Annotated in this window: 19 protein-coding genes; 12 read left to right on the top strand and 7 right to left on the bottom strand. The window is 75.5% G+C overall.

Features of this window, described 5'->3' with window-relative positions; all coding sequences use genetic code 11:
* The first annotated feature begins 27 nt into the window (after nt 1-27).
* The 3 genes from HH311_RS13290 to HH311_RS13280 all read left to right on the top strand — a co-directional run bounded on the left by HH311_RS13290 (nt 28) and on the right by HH311_RS13280 (nt 2733).
* Nucleotides 28-825, top strand: coding sequence for an SOS response-associated peptidase (locus HH311_RS13290; RefSeq protein ID WP_169184143.1), 798 nt, complete (start codon nt 28-30; stop codon nt 823-825).
* Complete coding sequence (locus HH311_RS13285; protein ID WP_169184142.1) at nt 822-1442, top strand: alpha/beta family hydrolase; 621 nt, start codon at nt 822-824, stop codon at nt 1440-1442. Before HH311_RS13290 ends, HH311_RS13285 begins: the two co-directional genes overlap by 4 nt.
* 124 nt (nt 1443-1566) lie before the next feature.
* The gene (locus HH311_RS13280) at nt 1567-2733 is read left to right on the top strand and encodes an acyl-CoA dehydrogenase family protein (protein WP_169184141.1); all 1167 of its coding nucleotides are present in this window, start codon (nt 1567-1569) and stop codon (nt 2731-2733) included.
* Nucleotides 2734-2740: 7 nt separating this feature from the next.
* Here the strand turns inward: HH311_RS13280 and ybaK are convergent, their stop codons facing one another.
* Complete coding sequence (gene ybaK, locus HH311_RS13275) at nt 2741-3238, bottom strand: Cys-tRNA(Pro) deacylase (protein WP_169184140.1); 498 nt, start codon at nt 3236-3238, stop codon at nt 2741-2743.
* A gap of 285 nt (nt 3239-3523) precedes the next feature.
* Here ybaK and HH311_RS13270 point away from each other — a divergent pair, with 285 nt between their 5' ends.
* Entirely contained in the window at nt 3524-4243 is a 720-nt protein-coding gene (locus HH311_RS13270) for a sigma-70 family RNA polymerase sigma factor (RefSeq protein WP_312030118.1), read from the top strand.
* On the top strand, nt 4240-4578 hold the full coding sequence (rsrA, locus tag HH311_RS13265; protein WP_169184139.1) for a mycothiol system anti-sigma-R factor: 339 nt from the start codon (nt 4240-4242) through the stop codon (nt 4576-4578). The genes HH311_RS13270 and rsrA overlap by 4 nt, the downstream gene beginning before the upstream one ends.
* Before the next feature lie 57 nt (nt 4579-4635).
* Here the strand turns inward: rsrA and HH311_RS33715 are convergent, their stop codons facing one another.
* Nucleotides 4636-4710, bottom strand: a complete 75-nt coding sequence (locus tag HH311_RS33715; RefSeq protein WP_372460785.1) for a 50S ribosomal protein bL37 — start codon at nt 4708-4710, stop codon at nt 4636-4638.
* Between the two features lie 55 nt (nt 4711-4765).
* Here HH311_RS33715 and HH311_RS13260 point away from each other — a divergent pair, with 55 nt between their 5' ends.
* Together HH311_RS13260 and HH311_RS13255 are read left to right on the top strand one after the other, a co-directional pair.
* The gene (locus HH311_RS13260) at nt 4766-5002 is read left to right on the top strand and encodes a biotin/lipoyl-binding carrier protein (protein WP_169184138.1); all 237 of its coding nucleotides are present in this window, start codon (nt 4766-4768) and stop codon (nt 5000-5002) included.
* A 9-nt stretch (nt 5003-5011) separates the two neighbouring features.
* Nucleotides 5012-6541 (top strand): sensor histidine kinase, encoded by a 1530-nt coding sequence (locus HH311_RS13255; protein ID WP_169184137.1) that lies wholly within the window; start codon nt 5012-5014, stop codon nt 6539-6541.
* Nucleotides 6542-6672: 131 nt separating this feature from the next.
* Here HH311_RS13255 and HH311_RS13250 read toward each other — a convergent pair whose 3' ends face one another.
* Both HH311_RS13250 and HH311_RS13245 read right to left on the bottom strand, forming a co-directional pair.
* On the bottom strand, nt 6673-6921 hold the full coding sequence (locus tag HH311_RS13250) for a WhiB family transcriptional regulator (protein ID WP_169184136.1): 249 nt from the start codon (nt 6919-6921) through the stop codon (nt 6673-6675).
* 584 nt (nt 6922-7505) lie between these two features.
* On the bottom strand, nt 7506-8426 hold the full coding sequence (locus HH311_RS13245) for a diacylglycerol kinase family protein (RefSeq protein WP_169184135.1): 921 nt from the start codon (nt 8424-8426) through the stop codon (nt 7506-7508).
* An 87-nt stretch (nt 8427-8513) separates the two neighbouring features.
* On the opposite strand from HH311_RS13245, the gene HH311_RS13240 reads away from it, so the two are divergent.
* Nucleotides 8514-8891, top strand: a complete 378-nt coding sequence (locus tag HH311_RS13240) for a hypothetical protein (RefSeq protein WP_169184134.1) — start codon at nt 8514-8516, stop codon at nt 8889-8891.
* A 70-nt stretch (nt 8892-8961) separates the two neighbouring features.
* On the opposite strand, the gene HH311_RS13235 is transcribed toward HH311_RS13240, so the two are convergent.
* Both HH311_RS13235 and sodN read right to left on the bottom strand, forming a co-directional pair.
* Nucleotides 8962-9600, bottom strand: coding sequence for a histidine phosphatase family protein (locus HH311_RS13235; protein ID WP_169184133.1), 639 nt, complete (start codon nt 9598-9600; stop codon nt 8962-8964).
* Between the two features lie 85 nt (nt 9601-9685).
* Nucleotides 9686-10087 (bottom strand): superoxide dismutase, Ni, encoded by a 402-nt coding sequence (gene sodN / locus HH311_RS13230; protein WP_211190213.1) that lies wholly within the window; start codon nt 10085-10087, stop codon nt 9686-9688.
* A gap of 131 nt (nt 10088-10218) precedes the next feature.
* Here sodN and HH311_RS13225 point away from each other — a divergent pair, with 131 nt between their 5' ends.
* On the top strand, nt 10219-10596 hold the full coding sequence (locus HH311_RS13225) for a S26 family signal peptidase (protein WP_248292546.1): 378 nt from the start codon (nt 10219-10221) through the stop codon (nt 10594-10596).
* 152 nt (nt 10597-10748) lie between these two features.
* Nucleotides 10749-12560: a lytic transglycosylase domain-containing protein gene (locus HH311_RS30985; RefSeq protein WP_211190197.1), complete on the top strand. Its 1812-nt coding sequence runs from the start codon at nt 10749-10751 to the stop codon at nt 12558-12560.
* Between the two features lie 103 nt (nt 12561-12663).
* Here the strand turns inward: HH311_RS30985 and HH311_RS13215 are convergent, their stop codons facing one another.
* The gene (locus HH311_RS13215; RefSeq protein WP_169184131.1) at nt 12664-13281 is read right to left on the bottom strand and encodes a dTDP-4-dehydrorhamnose 3,5-epimerase family protein; all 618 of its coding nucleotides are present in this window, start codon (nt 13279-13281) and stop codon (nt 12664-12666) included.
* A 309-nt stretch (nt 13282-13590) separates the two neighbouring features.
* Between HH311_RS13215 and HH311_RS13210 the strand changes: the two genes are divergently transcribed.
* Together HH311_RS13210 and HH311_RS13205 are read left to right on the top strand one after the other, a co-directional pair.
* Complete coding sequence (locus HH311_RS13210; RefSeq protein WP_169184258.1) at nt 13591-14793, top strand: NADP-dependent malic enzyme; 1203 nt, start codon at nt 13591-13593, stop codon at nt 14791-14793.
* 395 nt (nt 14794-15188) lie between these two features.
* A complete protein-coding gene (locus HH311_RS13205; protein ID WP_169184130.1) occupies nt 15189-18164 on the top strand; it encodes an EAL domain-containing protein in 2976 nt (991 codons plus the stop codon).
* Nucleotides 18165-18189 lie beyond the last annotated feature (25 nt).

Genomic DNA, 18189 nt, shown 5'->3' with positions numbered 1-18189 from the left:
TCGGACCTCGGTGGCAGGATCGGGGGTATGTGCGGTCGTTACGCCCTGGCCAAGGACCCGGCCGACCTGGCCGAGGAGTTCGACGCGCGCGACGCCACCGACGGCGGGGTCGACACGCCCCATCTCGACACGCCCGAGTACAACGTCGCGCCCACCTTGACGATCCCCGGCGTCGTCGACCGGCATCCGCGCGACGAGGAGGGCACGCCCGACCCGTCGACCACCGAGCGGTCGCTGCGGGCGATGCGCTGGGGGCTGGTGCCGTCGTGGGCGAAGGACGAGTCGGTCGGCAACCGGCTGATCAACGCCCGCGCCGAGTCGCTCACCGAGAAGCCCGCGTTCCGGCGCGCGGCGGCGTCGCGGCGCTGCCTGCTGCCCGCCGACGGCTGGTACGAGTGGCTGCGCGACGGGTCGCACAAGATCCCGTACTTCATGACGTACTCGCAGTCCTCGGGTCTCGCCGGGCATCCGCTCGCGCTCGCCGGGCTGTGGGAGACGTGGCGGCCCCGGTCCGCGGAGAAGGGCACGGCGCCGCTGGTGTCGACCACGGTGGTCACGGTCGCCGCCGCGGGCCCGCTCACCGAGATCCACGACCGGATGCCGCTGGTGCTGCCGCGGGAGCGCTGGGCCGAGTGGCTCGACCCGGACCACGACGACCCCTCGGGCCTGCTCGTCCCGGCCGACGAGGTGCTCGCCGCGATCGAGATGCGCCAGGTGTCGTCGAAGGTCAACAACGTGCGCAACCACGGGGCCGAGCTCGTCGAGGAGGCGCACGAGCAGCCCGAGCAGCAGGGGCTCGACCTCGAGGCCGTCAACCCGTCGTGAGTGAGCTGGAGATCCCGACGCCGCACGGTCCGGCCCGGGTGACGCTGGAGGCTCCAGAGGGGGCCGCCGGCCTGCTGGTGCTCGGCCACGGCGCCGGCGGCGGGATCGAGGCGCCGGACCTCCGGGCCGCCGCCGCGGCCGCCGGGCCCACGGTCGCCGTCGCGCGGGTGCTCCAGCCCTACCGGGTGGCCGGCCGGCGTGGACCGGCGCCGGCGGCGCAGCTCGACGAGGCGTGGGCGGCGGTGCTGGCCGACCTGACGCGCCGCTTCCCGGGGGTGCCGCAGGTGCACGGCGGGCGGTCGTCGGGGGCGCGGGTGGCCTGCCGCGGCGCGGTGGTGGCCGACCCGGCGCCGGTCGGCGTGCTGGCGCTGGCGTTCCCGCTGCTCGCGCCGCCCAGGAAGGACGGCACCCGGGGGGACCGCACGCCCGAGATCGACGGGGTGGACGCGGCCGGCATCCCGGTGCTGGCGGTGTCGGGGGACCGCGACCGGTTCGGCGTCCCTTCCCCGGCGGCGCACCGCGAGGTGGTGACGGTGCGCGGCGACCACTCGCTGCGCGCGCAGGGCCCGATCCGCGACGCCGTGGCGCCGTGGCTGGAGAAGCTCCTCGCCGGTTGACCGGCCCGGCCCGATCGGATCACCGGGACGTGGTGGTCCTCCCTGGGCGGCTCCGGGAGCGATGACGTCCTGGTGGTCGTCGGCCGCACCGCGCGCCGAGCTCCCCGGGTGTCTGATGGCGCCCATGGACTTCAGCGAGTCCCAGGACGACCGGGCGATCCGCGAGGCGGTGCGCGACCTCTGCCGGCGCTTCGACGACGACTACTGGGCCGAGTGCGACCGCACGCACGCCTTCCCGTGGGCGTTCTACGACGCGATGGCCGCGGGCGGCTGGGTCGGGATCGCGATCCCCGAGGAGTACGGCGGGGGCGGCCAGGGCATCGACGCCGCGTCGATCGTGCTCGAGGAGGTCGCCGCGTCCGGTGCCGGGATGAACGGCGCCAGCGCCGTGCACATGTCGATCTTCGGGATGCACCCGGTCGTGCTGTACGGCAGCGAGGACCTGAAGCGGCGCACCCTGCCCCGCATCGCCACGGGCGACCTCCACGTGGCGTTCGGGGTCACCGAGCCCGACGCCGGCCTCGACACCACCGCGATCACCACGCGGGCCGTGCGCGACGGCGACGTGTACCGCGTGCGGGGCCGCAAGGTGTGGACGTCGAAGGCGCTGGAGTCCGAACGGGTGCTGCTGCTGGTGCGCACCACCCCCGCCGAGGAGTGCGCCACGCGCACCGACGGGCTGAGCCTGCTGCTGGCCGACCTCCGCGACCCCGCCGTCACGATCACCCCCATCCCCAAGATGGGCCGCAACGCCGTGGCGTCCTGCGAGGTCACCTACGACGGGCTCGAGGTCGACGCCGCGGACCTCGTCGGCGAGGAGGGCCGGGGCTTCCGCCAGCTCCTCGACGGGCTCAACGCCGAACGGGTGCTCATCGCCGCCGAGGCCCTCGGCATCGGCCGGGCGGCCCTGCGCCGCGCCGTCGACTACGCGAAGCAGCGGCGGGTGTTCGGCCGCGCGATCGGGGCCAACCAGGCCGTGGCCCACCCGCTCGCCGAGGCGCACGCCCGGCTGAACGCCGCCGAGCTCGTGATCCGCCAGGCGGCCTGGTGCCTCGACCGGGGCCTGCCGGCCGGCGAGGCGGCCAACACCGCGAAGTTCCTCGCGGCCGAGGCCGGCTTCTTCGCCGCCGACACCGCGGTGCAGACCCACGGCGGCTTCGGCTACGCCCAGGAGTTCCACGTGGAGCGGTACTTCCGCGAGGCCCGGCTGCAGCGCCTCGCGCCGCTGCCCCAGGCGATGGTGCTCAACCACCTCGCCCAGTCCGTCCTGGGCCTGGACCGCTCCTACTGAGCGCCCGTCAGGGGCCGGCGACGGCCGCCGTCGTCGCCGACGCCGCGGCCACCAGGTCGGCGGGCGCCAGCTCGATCTGCAGCCCGCGCCTGCCCGCGCTGCAGAAGATCGTCGCGTGCCCGAGCGCCGACGCGTCGACGACCACCGGCAGGCGCCGCTTCGTCCCCAGCGGGCTGATCCCGCCCGTCACGTAGCCGGTGAGCCGCTCGGCGGCCGCCGGGTCGGCCATGACCGCCTTCTTGGCGCCGCGGGCCGCCGCGAGGGCCTTGAGGTCGAGCGTGCCGGCCACCGGCACCATCGCGAGCACGGGGGCGCCGTCGACCTCGGCGACCAGGGTCTTGAACACGCGGTGCGGGTCGAGCCCCAGCGCGGCGGCGGCGTCGGTGCCGTAGGAGCGGTGCCCGTCGGGGCCCGACGGTGCCTCGTACGGGTGGGTGCGGTGGGCCACACCGGCACGTTCCAGGGCCGTCAGGGCGGGGGTCCCGCTGCCGGTGCGTCGCGCCACGCCGGCGGAGGCTAGCGGGGAATCCGTGCGGCGGCCGGGACGTTCACATCCCTGCAGGAGCCGCGGTCCTGGCACCGCGGCCGAGGGAAGGTGACGATGCCAGCGATGACGATGGAGCGCGGCACGCGGACCGGGGCCGACACCCGGCACGTGGCCGACGGGGTCGTGATCCTGCTCCCGGACATGGACCCGGACCGCTCACAGGATGAGGGTGCGCGCACGCCCGCAGGGGTAATCTCCCGGCGTTCCGACGCCGCGTCCGACGCGCGGCGCGAAGGGAGTCCGGTGGCCGAAGCCGTGCGCGCGGACCGCGACGTGACCACGGACGGCGTCACGGTGCCCGCCCAGCAGGACGGTGCGGAGCCCACCGAGGCCGTCCAGCAGGGCGGATCGAGCCCCGCCGACCTCGAGACCGAGACCGTCGCCGAGCGGGCGGAGCGCTTCGAGCGCGACGTCATGCCGATGGTCGACCAGCTCTACGCGGCCGCGATGCGGATGACCCGCAACCCGCAGGACGCCGAGGACCTGGTCCAGGAGACGGTGCTGAAGGCGTACTCGTCGTTCACGTCCTTCCGGCCGGGCACGAACCTCAAGGCCTGGCTGTACCGCATCCTGACCAACTCGTACATCAACACGTACCGCAAGCGGCAGCGACAGCCGCAGCAGAGCCCGACCGACGAGTTCACCGACTACCAGCTCTCGCAGTCGGCCGAGCACAGCTCGTCGGGCCTGCCGTCGGCGGAGGTCGAGGCGCTCGACCGGCTGCCCGACAACGACATCCGCGACGCCCTGCAGGCCCTGCCCGACGACTTCCGGATGGCGGTCTACCTCGCCGACGTCGAGGGGTTCGCCTACAAGGAGATCGCCGAGATCATGGGCACGCCGATCGGGACGGTGATGTCGCGGCTGCACCGCGGCCGCCGGCAGCTGCGGGACGCCCTGACCGACACCGCGCGCGACCGCGGCTTCATCCGTGACCAGACAGACCAGGGGGTGCAGTCGTGAGCTGCGGAGAGCCCCACGAGACGGACTGCGACGAGGTCCTCGCCGAGGTCTGGCTCCTGCTCGACCACGAGTGCGGCGAGGAGCGCGACGCCCAGCTGCGCCGCCACCTCGAGGAGTGCGGGCCGTGCCTGGCGCGCTACGGCCTCGAGGAGAAGGTGAAGACGCTGCTGGCCCGGACGTGCGGTGGCGACCGCGCCCCGGACGAGCTGCACCAGAAGCTCCGCGAGCGGATCCGCGCGACGGTGCTGGAGCAGGCACAGGTCAGCGTCGAGCGGACGCCGTCGGGCACCGTCGTCGAGGTCAACCAGACCCGCGTCGAGACCTGGAAGCGCTGACGCGAGAGGCCCGAAGACGACGTCTCCGGGCCTCTCGTGCGTCCACGGCCACCCGCCTCAGCTGTTCGGCCGCTTGCCGTGGTTCGAGCTCTTCTTCTTGCGGTCCCGCTTCTGACGTGCGCGCTTCGACATGACCTCATCCTCCCACGAGGGTGTATCCGCCCCGGTCGATGGTTTGATGGCCGTCGTGGCTGACGAGATCCGCGCGGAGATGGTCGCGAACGTCCTCGAGGTCGTCGCCCGCGAGGGCACCCGGGTGGGCGACGGCGACACCGTCGTGCTCCTCGAGTCGATGAAGATGGAGATCCCCGTGCTCACCGAGCACGGGGGCACGGTGGTCTCGGTGGCGGTCAAGGAGGGCGACGTCGTGCAGGGCGGCGACCTCATCGCCGTCGTCGAGCGAGCACCCGAGGGCGAGGAGTAGACCCCGCCCATGTCGACGCTGAGCTTCCTGCTCGCGAGGCACACCGCGCTCTCCGGCGACGAGGTCGCGCACCTGCAGCGGGTCGCGTCGGAGTGGCAGCTCCTGTCCGACCTCTCGTTCGCCGACTTCCTGCTCTGGGTGCCGGTCACCACACCGCCGCCGGATGCGGGCGGCTCGAACGGCACGACGGCCCCGGCCGCTCCCGAGAGCCCGACCTTCCTCTGCGTCGCCCACTCGCGCCCGACGACGGCGCCCACGGCCCACCCCGACGACATGGTCGGCGGCACCGCCACCGCGGCCCAGCACCCGCAGCTGCTGCGGGCCCTCGGCGACACCACCATGCGGCGCGAGGAGCAGCCGCGCTGGCACCGCGGGCGCTCCATCCGCCGGGAGGTGGTGCCGGTCGGCTACGAGGGCCGCGTGATCGCCGTGCTCGGGCGCGACACCAACCTCGCCGCGCCCCGCGTGCCGTCCACCCTCGAGATCTCCTACCTCGCCGTCGCGGGTGATCTGTGCCAGATGATCGCCGACGGCACCTTCCCGACCGCCGAGACCGCCGACGAGGGCCGCTCGACGCCGCGGGTGGGGGACGGGCTCGTCCGGGTCAGCGCGGCCGGCACGGTGCTCTACGCCAGCCCGAACGCCGCCTCGGCCTTCCACCGGCTCGGGTGGAGCGACGAGCTGGTGGGCGCCGACCTGCCGTCGGTCGCCCGCAAGGTCTCGGCGGACCCGTTCGAGGGCGCCGAGGTGGTCACGCTGCTGCGCGACGCCCTCGCCGGCACGCCCTCGCCGCGGGCCGAGGTGGAGAGCCGCGGTGCCACCGCGGTCGTCCGGGCGCTGCCGCTGCGGCCTCGCGGGGTGCCCAGCGGCGCCCTGGTGCTCGTGCGGGACGTGACCGAGGTCCGCCGTCGGGACCGCGCCCTGATGAGCAAGGACGCCACCATCCGCGAGATCCACCACCGGGTGAAGAACAACCTCCAGACGGTGGCGGCGCTGCTGCGGCTGCAGGCCCGGCGGACCCGTCACGACGAGGCCCGCTCGGCGCTGACCGAGTCGATGCGCCGCGTGGCGTCGATCGCGCTGGTGCACGAGGCGCTCGCCGCGTCGGTGGACGAGCGGGTGGACATCGACGACGTGCTCGCCGGGGTCGTGCCGATGCTCAACGACGTCGTGCGGCCGGGCTCCGGCGTCGAGATGCGGCGGGAGGGGCGCGCCGGGGTGCTGCCGGCGGTGATGGCGACACCGCTGGTCATGGTCGTCACCGAGCTCGTCTCCAACGCCCTGGAGCACGGCTTCGGCGAGGGCGCGAGCGGGACCGTGCGGATCGTCGCGACCCGCACCGCGAGCCGGCTCTCCGTCGAGATCGTCGACGACGGCCGCGGCCTGCCCGACACGTTCTCCCTCGAGCGGGCGAACGGGCTCGGTCTGCAGATCGTGCGGACCCTGGTCGACTCCGAGCTGGGCGGCACGCTGAGCCTGCGTCCCGCCGCCGAGGGCGGCACCCGCGCCGAGCTGACGCTGCCGCTGTCGCACCACTGACCCCGGACGCACGAAGGGCCCCCTCGATCGACCGAGGGGGCCCTTCGCCGTTCGTCGGTGGTGCGTGCGCGACCGGAGGGGGAACGCGTGGGGAGCGAGCGTCCGCCGCCGCGACGGTCGCGCGGCCGGGGTCAGGCCTGCGCGTCGACCCGGACGCCGTAGCGCTTCATGGCGCGGCGCTCGTCCTCGCTCGCGCCGCCCCAGACGCCCGCGTCCTGACCGGACTCGAGGGCCCACGTCAGGCACTCGGACATCGCCGGGCAGCGGCGGCACACGGCCTTGGCCTGCGCGATCTGCGAGAGCGCCGGGCCGCTGGTGCCGACCGGGAAGAACAGTTCCGGGTCCTCGTCGCGGCAAGCAGCGTCGTTCCGCCAGTCCATCGTGCTGGTCTCCTCGCTGGGTGCGCCTCGGGGTGCGCACCGGTTGGGGTGGTCATCGGCGATTCCTTCGGGGCGGAATCACCCGTCGTGCCGTTCTCGTGCTGTGTCGTTCTGTCGGGAGGACCGGACACCGGCGTGTCCGCCTCCCTGCCCTCCGGTCTCCGGAGAGAATCTCTCCGGTTCCCGGGGACCCGGCCGAGCAGTTCTGCGTGGTGCATTCCTGCCCGGCTCTCGCGGGGGATGACCAAGAATCTGCAGGAGGATCGCGTCTGGATCGAGTCCCAGACGGCTCGACGGGCATGGGCGGTCGGTGAGTGGATATCGGCGCACCGTGACGGCGCGGTCACTGCGACGAGCGGAAAACGCCGCACGACGAGGCGTCGACCCGGCCGCCGGACGACGATGAGCGGTCGCTACGATGCCCGAAGCCACGCTGTGCGCCCGTGAAGTGGCCCGTCGGGTCCCCCGATGGCCGGACTGCAGGCCCGTTCGTCGGCCCGCGGGTGACATCCGGCGGCTCGTCCACCGCCCGGGAGTGACGCCGGTCACGAGCACTGGACGTCGACCCGTCGACGCCGAGCGGCTCAGACGACGACGCGCAGGGCCTCCGGCACCGCGAGGAACTCGACGTCGCTGCGGCGCCCCAGGTGGTCGCCGTCGACCTGCAGGTTGACCGGCTCCTCGGACACGACCCGCAGCGCGGGCACGTCGTCGTCGCGCAGGACCGACCCGAGCTCGGAGAACCCGTCCTCGGAGAGGATTTGCGAGACGATGCGCCCGATGGTGGGCAGCCCCAGCCGGCGGAGCGCGAACAGGCCCAGACCGCTCGCGAAGGAGCACCCGGGGTTCGTGCGGACGGCGCGCCCGCCGAGGTAGGTCCACGGGTCGGTGTTGGAGACCAGCGCGAGCTTGACGTCCTCGACCGGCTCGCGGCCGGGGATCTCCACGCGCAGCGACGGCGGCCGGGCCCGCGCGGTGGTCCACCGGCGGATGGAGGTCGCGACGTAGCGGGTCGGCGTCGCCTCGCGGCCCCGGTCCCGGGCGTGCTCCATGGCCGCGATGACGTCGGCGTCCCACCCGAGGCCGGCGTTGAAGCTGAACCAGCGCTCGTCGGCACGCCCGAGGCCGACGGTGCGGCTGCGGCCGGCGGCGAGGGCCTCGAGGAGCTGGTGGGTGGCCTCCAGCGGGTCGCGCGGGGCACCGAGGGCGCGGGCGAACACGTTGGCGGAGCCCCCGGGCACCACGCCCAGCGCGGGCACCCGCTCCGACGGGCCGTCGACGAGCAGGCCGTTGAGCGCCTCGTTGACGGTGCCGTCGCCGCCGAGGACGACGACGAGGTCCACGCCCTCGGACGCGGCCCGCGCGGCCAGCTCGGCGGCGTGGCCCCGGTACCGGGTGGCCACCACCTCGAGCTTCACCTCGCTGGCGAGGGCGTGGGCGATGACGTCGCGGCCTGCTGCCGTGGTGGTGGTGGCCGACGGATTGGCCACGAGCAGGGCGCGCACGGCACTCACCGTAGCCCCGGGCCGTCGGCCGCTGGGCCGGGCGTGGGGCAGCTGTCCCGCGACACGGTCCCACCTACCCTGGGGAGCGTGTCCGGTACTCCACCCGCTCCGGGGACCGACGCGCCCCCGCGCCCCCTGGTGGTGGCCGCGCTCGTGACGGCGCTGGAGGGCCTGGCGCTGGTGGTCGGCGGCGTCGTCCTGCTGGTGCTGGAGGGGACGCCGCAGGTGTGGGCGTTCGTCGTGCTGCTCGGGCTGGGTGTCGCCGCCGCGGGCCTCGCGCTGGCGCGCGGCGCCCGGGGGGCGCGCGGACCCGTCGTCGTCGTGCAGCTGCTGGGTCTCGGCGTCGCCTTCTACGCGGGCGTCACGAGCGGGCGTCCCGAGTGGGGGGTGCCGATCGCCGTGGTCTGCGTGGCCGTGCTCGCCGGCATCCTGACGCGGGCGGGGCGGGACTGGGCCGAGAGCTAGGTGGCCTCCGGCCCCGTGAGCACTAACTGTCGCTATACCGACACTTTCTGCTCACGAGGCCGGAGGCCACCTAGCGGTCCGCCGGCGGGGGCGGCGGCTCCACGAGCCCGCCGGGCGCGTTGAGCAGGTCGATGCGGTGGGCGCCGCGCTCGTGGCCGAGCACGGTCACCGAGGCCGGGTCGAAGGCGAACCCCACGCCCGCCGCGGGCGGGAGGCCCAGGTACCGGGCGACGAGGACGCGGCTCGCGTGCCCGTGGCCGATGAGCACCACGTCGTGGCGGGCCAGTTCGCGGTCGGCGTCGGCGATGACCTCGTCGATCCGCTTCGCGATCTCGTCGCCGGACTCGCCGTGGGGCACCGGGTGCGTCCAGATCGTCCAGCCCGGCTCCTCGGTGCGGATGTCGGGCGTCGTGCGGCCCTCGTAGTCGCCGTAGTCCCACTCGGCGAGGTCCTCGCGGACCGCGTCCGGGGTGAGCCCGGCGAGCGCGGCGGTGTCGCGCGCCCGGCGCCGGGGGCTGCACCACACGACCGGTGGCGGTGCGTCGGCGCCCCGCAGGATGCGCAGCAGGTCGCCCGCCACCCGGGCCTGCTCCTCGCCGTGCTCGGTCAGCGGGATGTCGGTGCGACCGGTGTGCTGCCCGGAGCGCGACCACTCCGTCTCCCCGTGGCGCAGCAGGTAGATGCGCCCGAGCGGACTCTCGCTCGCCATGGCTCCTCGCCTCCCGGAAGGGCCCCGACACCACGACGCGCCCGCCCCGGGACCGGGACGGGCGCGCCGGAGGGTGCGTCGGGCGTCAGCCCTTCTTGGTCTCCCAGAAGATGTCCGAGATCTCGCCGATGTAGCCCAGCAGCTCGTCACCGGTCTTCGGGTCGGTCGACCCCTTGGTGCCGGTGGCGCCCGCGGCCTTGGTGGCCTTGTTGAACAGCTCGTGGAGCTGCGGGTACTTCTCGAAGTGCGGCGGCTTGAAGTAGTCCGTCCACAGCACCCACAGGTGGTGCTTGACGAGGTCGGAGCGCTCCTCCTTGATCTGGATGGCGCGCTCCTTGAACTCCGGGTCGTCGGAGCCCTGGTACTTCTCCTGGATCGCCTTGACCGACTCGGCCTCGATCCGGGCCTGGGCCGGGTCGTACACGCCACAGGGGAGGTCGCAGTGCGCGGTGGCCTCCAGGCGCGGACGGAGGATGCTCGTGAGCAGTCCCATGTCGCCTCCCAACTCCCCCTCGGGGGATCACGGTGATCGTTCCGACCGCGGCCCAACCTACTCCGGTGCGGCCCGCCGGGCAGCCGGACCTGGGTGACCGTTCGTGCAGGTGGGAGGGTCGTGCGATGCGCCTCGGACGGCGGCGGGCCGGGTTTCCGCACGGGCTGGGCCGGGTACCGCGGCGGGTCGTCGTGCGGGGCGGCTCCATGGTCCCGACGCTGCACGACGGCGACGTCGTGCTCGCCGTGCCGGGCCTGCGCCCGCGCGACGGGGCGGTGGCCCTCGTGCGCTGGCCGGCGCGGCCCGACCAGCTCTCGGTGAAGCGGCTCGCGCTGCGCTTCCCCGACGACGACGACGCTGCCGACGACGCTGCCGCTCACTGGTTCGCCGTCGGCGACGCCCCCACCGCCTCCACCGACTCGCGCACCCTCGGCCCGGCCGTCGCCCTCGCCGTCGTCACCCACCGGCTGTGGCCCCGCCCCGGCCGCCTCCCGCGTCGCTGAGCCACGCCCCGGCGACGGCGAGGTCACGACTTCGCCACGGAGGTCCCCGGTCGGGTGACGCCGGGTAGCGCCCCGGCCCCGGCGCACGACGATCCCCGGGAACCGGGCCGCGGGGGATGCGTCCGGGCGACGTAGGTGGGGGAGACGACGCCGTGCCCGACGAGGACCGCCAGCCGCCACGCGGGTCGGCGTGGACGGGGCCGACGGCCGCCCGGCCGGGTGCGCCGCGGCCGGCCGCCCACCGCGTCGCGCCCCGGCCGCCCCGCCGTCGCCGGGTGCCGCTCGTCGTGTGCGCGCTCGGCGTGCTGGTGCTACTGGCCGGCCTGGGCGCCGCCGGGCCCCCGGCGCCCGTGACCGCCGCGACCGCCCTCCCGCCGCCCGACACGAGCCCCACGGGAGCCACCGGGCGGCTGCCGGACGCGGGCGTCGCGCCCCTCCCGGGCCTTCCCGACGCCGGCCTCCAGGACGCCCCGCTCCCGGGGACCGCGACGGGCTCGGGTCTCGGCATCCCGGAGACCGTGCTCGCGGCCTACCGCGCGGCGGCGACGACGACGGACCGCGACGCCCCCGGCTGCCGGCTCACCTGGCCGCTCGTCGCCGGGATCGGCAAGGTCGAGTCCGGGCACGCCTCCGGCGGGGCCGTGGACGCCGACGGCACCACCCGCCGGCCGATCCTCGGCCCGCAGCTCACCGGCACCGGCGGCAACGCGGCGATCCGCGACACCGACGGCGGCGCCCTCGACCACGACGCCACCTGGGATCGCGCCGTCGGCCCCACCCAGTTCATCCCGTCGAGCTGGCGGGTCTACGGCGCCGACGGCAACGGGGACGGCCGCGCGGACCCCGACAACGTCTACGACGCCGGCCTCGCCACGGCCCGCCACCTCTGCTCCGGCGGCGGCGACCTCGCGCAGGCGGCCGCCCGCCACGACGCGGTGTTCCGCTACAACCACTCCGAGGGCTACGTCGCGACGGTGCTCCGCTGGGCCGACGCCTACGCCTCGGGCGCGCTGCCGGTGCCCGACTCCCCGGGCCCGGGCTCGGGCGGTGCGTCGGGCGGGGTCCCGAGCAGTGACGACGCGGTGACGCTGGCGGCCCTGCCGTCGCCTCGGGTCCCGACGACGGCGGGTGCCCCGGCCGCCGTCGCGGCTCCCGCTCCGGTGCCGGCGGCGCCGCCGCTCGTCGCGGCGCCGGGCGCCCCGCGCCCGGTCCCCGCGCCGACCCCGTTGAGCGCCTCGACCACCCCGACGACCGGTACCGCGGTCGGTGCTCCGCACGCGGCGCTCGCCCCGCCCGCCGGCCTGCCGTCCTCGACCACCAGCTCGTCGACCACCGGCTCGTCGACCACCGGCTCGTTGACCACCGGCTCGTCGACCACCGGCTCGTCGACCACCTCGTCGACCACCGGCTCGTCGACCGCCGGCTCGTCGACCGCCGGCTCGTCGACCGCGCCGCCCGCCGCGAGCGCTCCGAAGCCCGGCGCCGTCGCCCCGGCGCCGGCGAGCACTCCGTCCTCGAGCGCCGTCTCCCCGCCGCCCCGGCCGCCGCACCCGGCGTCCGCCGCGACGCCGCCCCCGTCGGGCACGACCGCGTCCTCCACCACGTCGTCCTCCACCACGCACCCGCCGTCGAGCACCACGACGCCCACCACCACAGCAGCGACCCGGTGCGCCGCCCTCGTCCCGGCGGTCGCGGAGGCGTCCGGGCTCGCGGCCGGTCAGCTGACCGCCGTGAGCACCGCCGGCCCGGGCACGGGGCGGACGACCTGCACGGTCCGCGGTCCGCGCGGGCCGGTCCTCGTCGCGGTCACCGGCACCCCGACCCCACCGACGCCCCCGACCGGTGTCAGCCGGACCCTCGCGGGCGGCCGGACGGTCCTCACCGTGCCCGTCACGAGCGGCCTCACGCCGGACCGGGCGGCGGCCGTCCTGACCGCGCTCGCCGCGTCCTGGCCGTCCGGCTGACCTCGGCGCCGCCCCGAGGGAGCCCGGCCCCGCGTCAGGACGCCTCCATCCTGACGTCAGGTGTCAGCGCAGGTCCGTCGCCGCCCCGCCGGGACGCCGGGACTCAGGAACCCCCGACCGTCAGCGCCGCCACGCGGGCCCGGCAGGCCTCGGCGTCGGGAAGCGCCCCCGCGTCGCGGGCCTGCGCCAGCGACGGGGCGTCCGTGTCCTTCGCCGAGAGCACGAGCTCGTCGGCCGGCACGTGCTCGGTCCACGGGAGGGCGAGCTCGGGGTCGAGGGGGTCCACCCCGTGCTCGGCGCCCGGGTTGTAGGCCGTCGAGCAGAGATAGGTGGCGACGGTGCCGTCGGCGAGCGCCAGGAACGCGTGGCCCAGCCCCTCGGAGAGGTAGACCGCGCGCAGGCCCTCGGCGTCGAGCCGTACGGCGTCCCACTTCCCGAAGGTGGGGGAGCCCACCCGGAGGTCGACGACGACGTCGAGGAGGGCGCCGGCCGAGCACTGCACGTACTTCGCCTGGCCGGGCGGGACGTCGGCGTAGTGGACGCCGCGCACCACTCCGCGACGGGATACGCTCGTGTTGGCCTGCGCCACATGCAGCGGGTGCCCGACGGTTCCGGCGAACACCTCCGCCTGGAAGGGCGCGGCGAACGCCCCGCGCGCGTCGGGGAACACCGGCGGGGTGAACACCCACGCACCGGGTACCGCCAGTTCCTCGGCCTCCACGCCGACGCACCCTAATGGCCGGGGTCGTCACCGACGTGACCAGTCCGACGCCTCCGTGTCGCAGACAGCGGCGCGGTGAGCCGTCAGGATCGACCGGTCCGGGCCCACCTGCCCGTCCGGACCGCGCCGGGCACCCCGGGATCGCCACCCCGATCCCGCCCCGCCCGAGCCCCCTCCGTCCCCGACGGGCGTCCACCCGCCCCGCGTCCGCGCGGCCGCCGGCGAGGTACCCCGTCCCCCCACCCACCGCGACCCACCAGCCAGGAGGACCGCGTGAGCAGCACGCACGCCGACACCAGCCCGCCCCACATGGACGGCCGCGACCTCACCGAGGACGAGATCTTCGCCTCGCACGAGTCGGGGAAGCTCTCCGTCGCGCCCACCGTGGCGCTGTCGGGCCGTCGCGACCTCTCGATCGCCTACACCCCCGGGGTGGCGAAGGTGAGCCGGGCGATCGCCGACGACCCCGCGCTGACCGCCCGCTACACCTGGACCCACCGCCTGGTGGCCGTCGTCAGCGACGGCACCGCCGTCCTCGGGCTCGGCGACATCGGCCCCCGCGCGTCGCTGCCGGTGATGGAGGGGAAGTCGGCGCTGTTCAAGGCGTTCGCGGGGCTCGACTCGATCCCGCTGGTGCTCGACACCACCGACGTCGACGAGATCGTCGAGACCCTCACCCACCTGCGCCCGTCGTTCGGGGCGGTGAACCTCGAGGACATCGCGGCGCCCCGCTGCTTCGAGCTCGAGCGCCGGCTCGTCGAGGCGCTGGACTGCCCGGTGATGCACGACGACCAGCACGGCACGGCGATCGTCGTGCTCGCCGCCCTGCGTGGCGCCGCGGCCGCGCTCGACCGGGACCTGGCGCCGCTGAAGGTCGTCGTGTCCGGAGCCGGTGCGTCCGGCGTGGCCTGCGCGAAGATCCTGCTGGAGGCCGGCGTCGAGGACGTCACCGTGCTCGACTCGCGCGGGGTGATCCACACCGGGCGCGAGAACATGAACGTCGCCAAGTACGCGCTGGCCGAGCAGACGAACCCGCGCGGCCTGCGCGGGGACCTGACGACGGCCCTGGCCGACGCCGACGTGTTCCTGGGCCTCTCCGGCTCGACGGTGCCGGAGTCGGTCATCGAGACGATGGCCGACGACGCCATCGTGTTCGCGCTGTCGAACCCGGACCCGGAGATCGACCCGGACGTCGCGCGCAAGCACGCCGCGGTGGTGGCGACCGGGCGCAGCGACTACCCGAACCAGATCAACAACGTGCTGGCGTTCCCCGGCGTCTTCGCCGGGGCGCTCGACGCGTCGGCGCGGCGGATCACCGAGCACATGAAGCTCGCCGCGGCCGACGCGATCTTCCGGATCGCCTCCGAGGATCTCGGTGTCGACCACATCGTGCCGAGCGCGCTCGACCCCCGCGTGGCCCCCGCGGTGGCCGCCGCCGTCGCCGAGGCGGCCGGGTCGGACGGCGTCGTCCGGCGTCACGTCGCCGAGGTGGCGGCCCACGAGGATCGGTGAACGGCACGAACGATCGAGTGATCACCTGTGAACCGTTCGGGGAGGGGGTGCCGGTCGCGGCTCGTCGGGGACCGCTGACGTGGCACCTCTCGTACGGACCGTGCCGTTCCGGAACGCGTCTGGGTGAACGCAGTCGCGCGTGAGCGACACGCCCTGGAGGGTGTGCCGTTCGTCGCGTCCACAGCGAGTTCTCAGACCGTTCATCGTCCGGGTTGAGACAGAACCCTCGACTTGATGCCATCCGACCGCGCGAGAAAGGACGGTCGGCGCCACAGGGCACTCGACGGGGTGATGTGCCCGGACCTCACCGAGGTCTCCTTCGTTGCGGTGATCAGTGCGGCTGAGACGACCCGATCGGGGTTGGTCCCGGAGACCGCCGGTGAAGGAGCGAACAGGTGAACGGAGCGGGGCGGACGCCACGGCTCGCCGTCGTCCGGTTGCCGGACGCCGACGCGTCCGGGCCGGACCGCGCCCGCGTCGTCGCCGAGCCCCCCGCCCTGCCCTCGCCGGCCCGCCCGGAGGCGTCGGGCGCGTTCGCCCTCCCCGTGGAGCGGGACCGCGACGAGCCCGCGCCCGCCGTCGACCCGGGGTACGACGCCGAGACGCTGCCCACCGTGCCCCGGTGCCGCCCCGCCCGGCCGGAGGCCCCGGCCGCGGTGCCCGAGCAGGAGGGGCCGCGTCCCGCGCGGACACTCCCGGCCCTGCCGCCCGCCGCGACCGACGGGCCCGCTGCGGAGGTCGTCGTCACGCCCCCGGAGCGGCCCTCGCCGACGGTCCGCCGGCGCCGGGACGCCGGGGCGGCCCTGGCCGCCGGGACCGTGGTGGTCCCCGCCGACACCCCGGTCGGCGTCCCGGGGCCGATGCCGGACGGACCCGTCGTCCTCCACGACGCCCAGGGCCGCGTCGTGACCGTGTCTCCCGAGCTCGCGCGCCTCGTCGGGGTGGCGACCGAGGACCTCGTCGGGATGCCGGTCGACGCGGTCGTCGCCACCCGTCCGGCCGCCCCGGGGCACGGGGAGCTGCTGCGCCACGGGCAGAACCCCCTCCCCGTCCGGCTGATCCGGTGGCGGCAGGTCCCCGGGACGGCCCACGAGGCCCTCCTCGTCGTCGACGTGAGCGACGAGGGGGAGACGCCCGCGCCGGGGTCGACCGACGCAGCGGTCGCCGACGAGCGGCGCCGGCTCGAGGAGCTCAGCCGCCTCGCCGGGATCGGCTCCTTCGAGAACGACCGCTCCCGGGATTCCTGGGTCATCAACTCGGTGGCCCGGACCCTGCTCGGGCTCCCGCCGTTCGGCACCCTGGGCCGGGCCCACGTCGGGGAGGCCGTGCACCCGGTCGACCGCCCGGTCGTCGGGGCCCGCTGGCGCGCGATGCTCGAGGAGGGCACCCCGCTCGACCTCGAGGTGCGGCCCGCCCACGACCCCACGCGCGTGCTCCACGTGCGCGCCGCCCGCACCACGGTGGGGGAGCGGGTGATCGTCGCCGGCGCCGTCGAGGACGTCACCGAGCGCCGCGCGATGGAGACCCGGATGCGGGCCTCCACCCAGCGGTTCACCGACCTGCTCGCGGTGGCACCGGTCGGGGTCGCGCTCTTCGACGACCACGAACGGCTCGTGCAGGCCAACCAGTCGCTGTGCCGGCTGCTCGGCGAGGGCCAGGACACGCTGCGCGGGCGCCGGGCCGACGAGCTGCTCGACCTGCACGCCGAGCGGGAGGCCCTCGCGCCCGGCGTCGCCCCGACCGGCGCGACCCCGCTGCTGGCCCGGCCCGCGGGCTCGGCCGGGTCGATCTCGTGGTCCTGCGCGGCCCGCGCCCTGCGGCGCCGCGAGCGGGGCGCGCGGGGCGCCGAGACCGAGCCCGTGTGGTGCGAGCTGCACGTGTCGGTGTCGGCCGACGACCTCGGCCGTGCCACCCACCTCGTCGTCTTCACCGACGTCACCGAGAACCGCCGCGTCGAGGCGTCGCTGCGCCACCAGGCGATGCACGACGAGCTGACCGGCCTGCCGAACCGCCGGGCGCTCTCCCGGGCGGTGTCGCACCTGCTCGCCGGGCCCAGCGCGCGGCGTACCGCCGTGCTGTTCTGCGACCTCGACAACTTCAAGCGGGTCAACGACTCCCTGGGCCACGACGCGGGCGACGAGCTGCTCGTCGTGCTGGCCGAGAAGCTCCGCGAGGGCCTGCCAGCCGGGTGCAGCGCCACCCGGCACTCCGGCGACGAGTTCGTGGTGGTGTGCGCCGACGTCGACGCGCACGGCGGCCTCGACGAGCTCACCGCCGTCGTCGGGCGGATCCTGCGCACCGCGGTGCCGGTCCACGGCCAGCTGGTGCGGGTCTCGGCCACGATCGGGGCGGCCGTCGGCGCCGCGCTCGGCCTGCCGGCCACGCCCGGCGAGCCGGACATCGACCTGACCGGTGACCCGGTGGAGCAGGTGCTCGCCACCACCTCGCTCGACGCGCCCGACCACCCGGCGACGGCGGACCTGGTCCGGTTCGCCGACGCGGCGCTGTTCGAGGCGAAGAGCGGCTCGAACCGGGTCGCGCTCGCCGACGAGGCGATCATGCGGGGCGCCGACGAGGCGCTGCGGATGGAGTCCCAGCTGCGCCAGGCCATGGTCAACGACGAGCTGGTGCTGCACTTCCAGCCCGTCGTCGCGCCGGACGGGCGGGTGCAGACCGCCGAGGCGCTGGTGCGCTGGCAGCACCCCGAGCACGGGCTGATCTTCCCGGACAAGTTCCTCCCGATCGCCGAGGCCGCGGACCTGCTCGGGGAGCTGGACCGCTGGGTGCTCCGCACCGCGGTGCGCGAGGCGGCGACCTGGCCCACCCACGGCGGCCACCCGGTCGCGTCGGTCGCGGTGAACCTCGCCGGCCTGCTGCCCGGTGACCCCGACTTCCTCGCGACGGTGCACGAGGCCGTCACCGACGCGGGCCTGCCGTGGGACCGGCTCGTGCTCGAGCTCGTCGAGACCTGCCTGGCCGACCTGCCGCCCGCCACGCTGCGCGAGATGAACGAGCTGATCGCCGCGGGCGTGCGGTTCGCCGTCGACGACTTCGGCACCGGCTACTCGTCCCTGTCCCGGCTGACCGGCCTGCCTGCCCAGATCGTCAAGCTCGACCGCGGCTTCGTGCGCGGCGTCGCGACCGGCGAGTCGGACCGGGCGGTGGCCCGCGCGGTGGTCGAGCTCGCCGCCGCCATCGGCCAGACCTGCGTGGCCGAGGGAGTGGAGGACGCCGACCAGTTCGCGGTGCTGCGCGACCTCGGCGTCGACGCCTACCAGGGCTGGCTGTTCGCCCGCGCCATGCCGTCGGCAGCGCTCGCCGAGCTCCTGGCGCGCGGTCCCATCGTCACCGAGGTCGCCGACGCGTCGTGAGCCGCGGGGCGCGGAGTCGGGAGAG

Source organism: Actinomycetospora sp. TBRC 11914, from assembly GCF_012933465.1.
GTDB lineage: Bacteria > Actinomycetota > Actinomycetes > Mycobacteriales > Pseudonocardiaceae > Actinomycetospora.
The sequence above is the reverse complement of the archived record's forward strand: the minus strand, read 5'-3'. Positions and strand labels throughout refer to the sequence as shown.

Coding starts and splice junctions, on each gene's coding strand:
- HH311_RS13290 (WP_169184143.1), top strand. CDS start 28: ATGTGCGGTCGTTACGCCCTGGCCAAGGACCCGGCCGACCTGGCCGAG.
- HH311_RS13225 (WP_248292546.1), top strand. CDS start 10,219: ATGCGCCTCGGACGGCGGCGGGCCGGGTTTCCGCACGGGCTGGGCCGG.
- HH311_RS13250 (WP_169184136.1), bottom strand. CDS start 6,921: ATGGACTGGCGGAACGACGCTGCTTGCCGCGACGAGGACCCGGAACTG.
- HH311_RS13255 (WP_169184137.1), top strand. CDS start 5,012: ATGTCGACGCTGAGCTTCCTGCTCGCGAGGCACACCGCGCTCTCCGGC.
- HH311_RS13280 (WP_169184141.1), top strand. CDS start 1,567: ATGGACTTCAGCGAGTCCCAGGACGACCGGGCGATCCGCGAGGCGGTG.
- HH311_RS13235 (WP_169184133.1), bottom strand. CDS start 9,600: ATGGCGAGCGAGAGTCCGCTCGGGCGCATCTACCTGCTGCGCCACGGG.
- HH311_RS13210 (WP_169184258.1), top strand. CDS start 13,591: ATGGACGGCCGCGACCTCACCGAGGACGAGATCTTCGCCTCGCACGAG.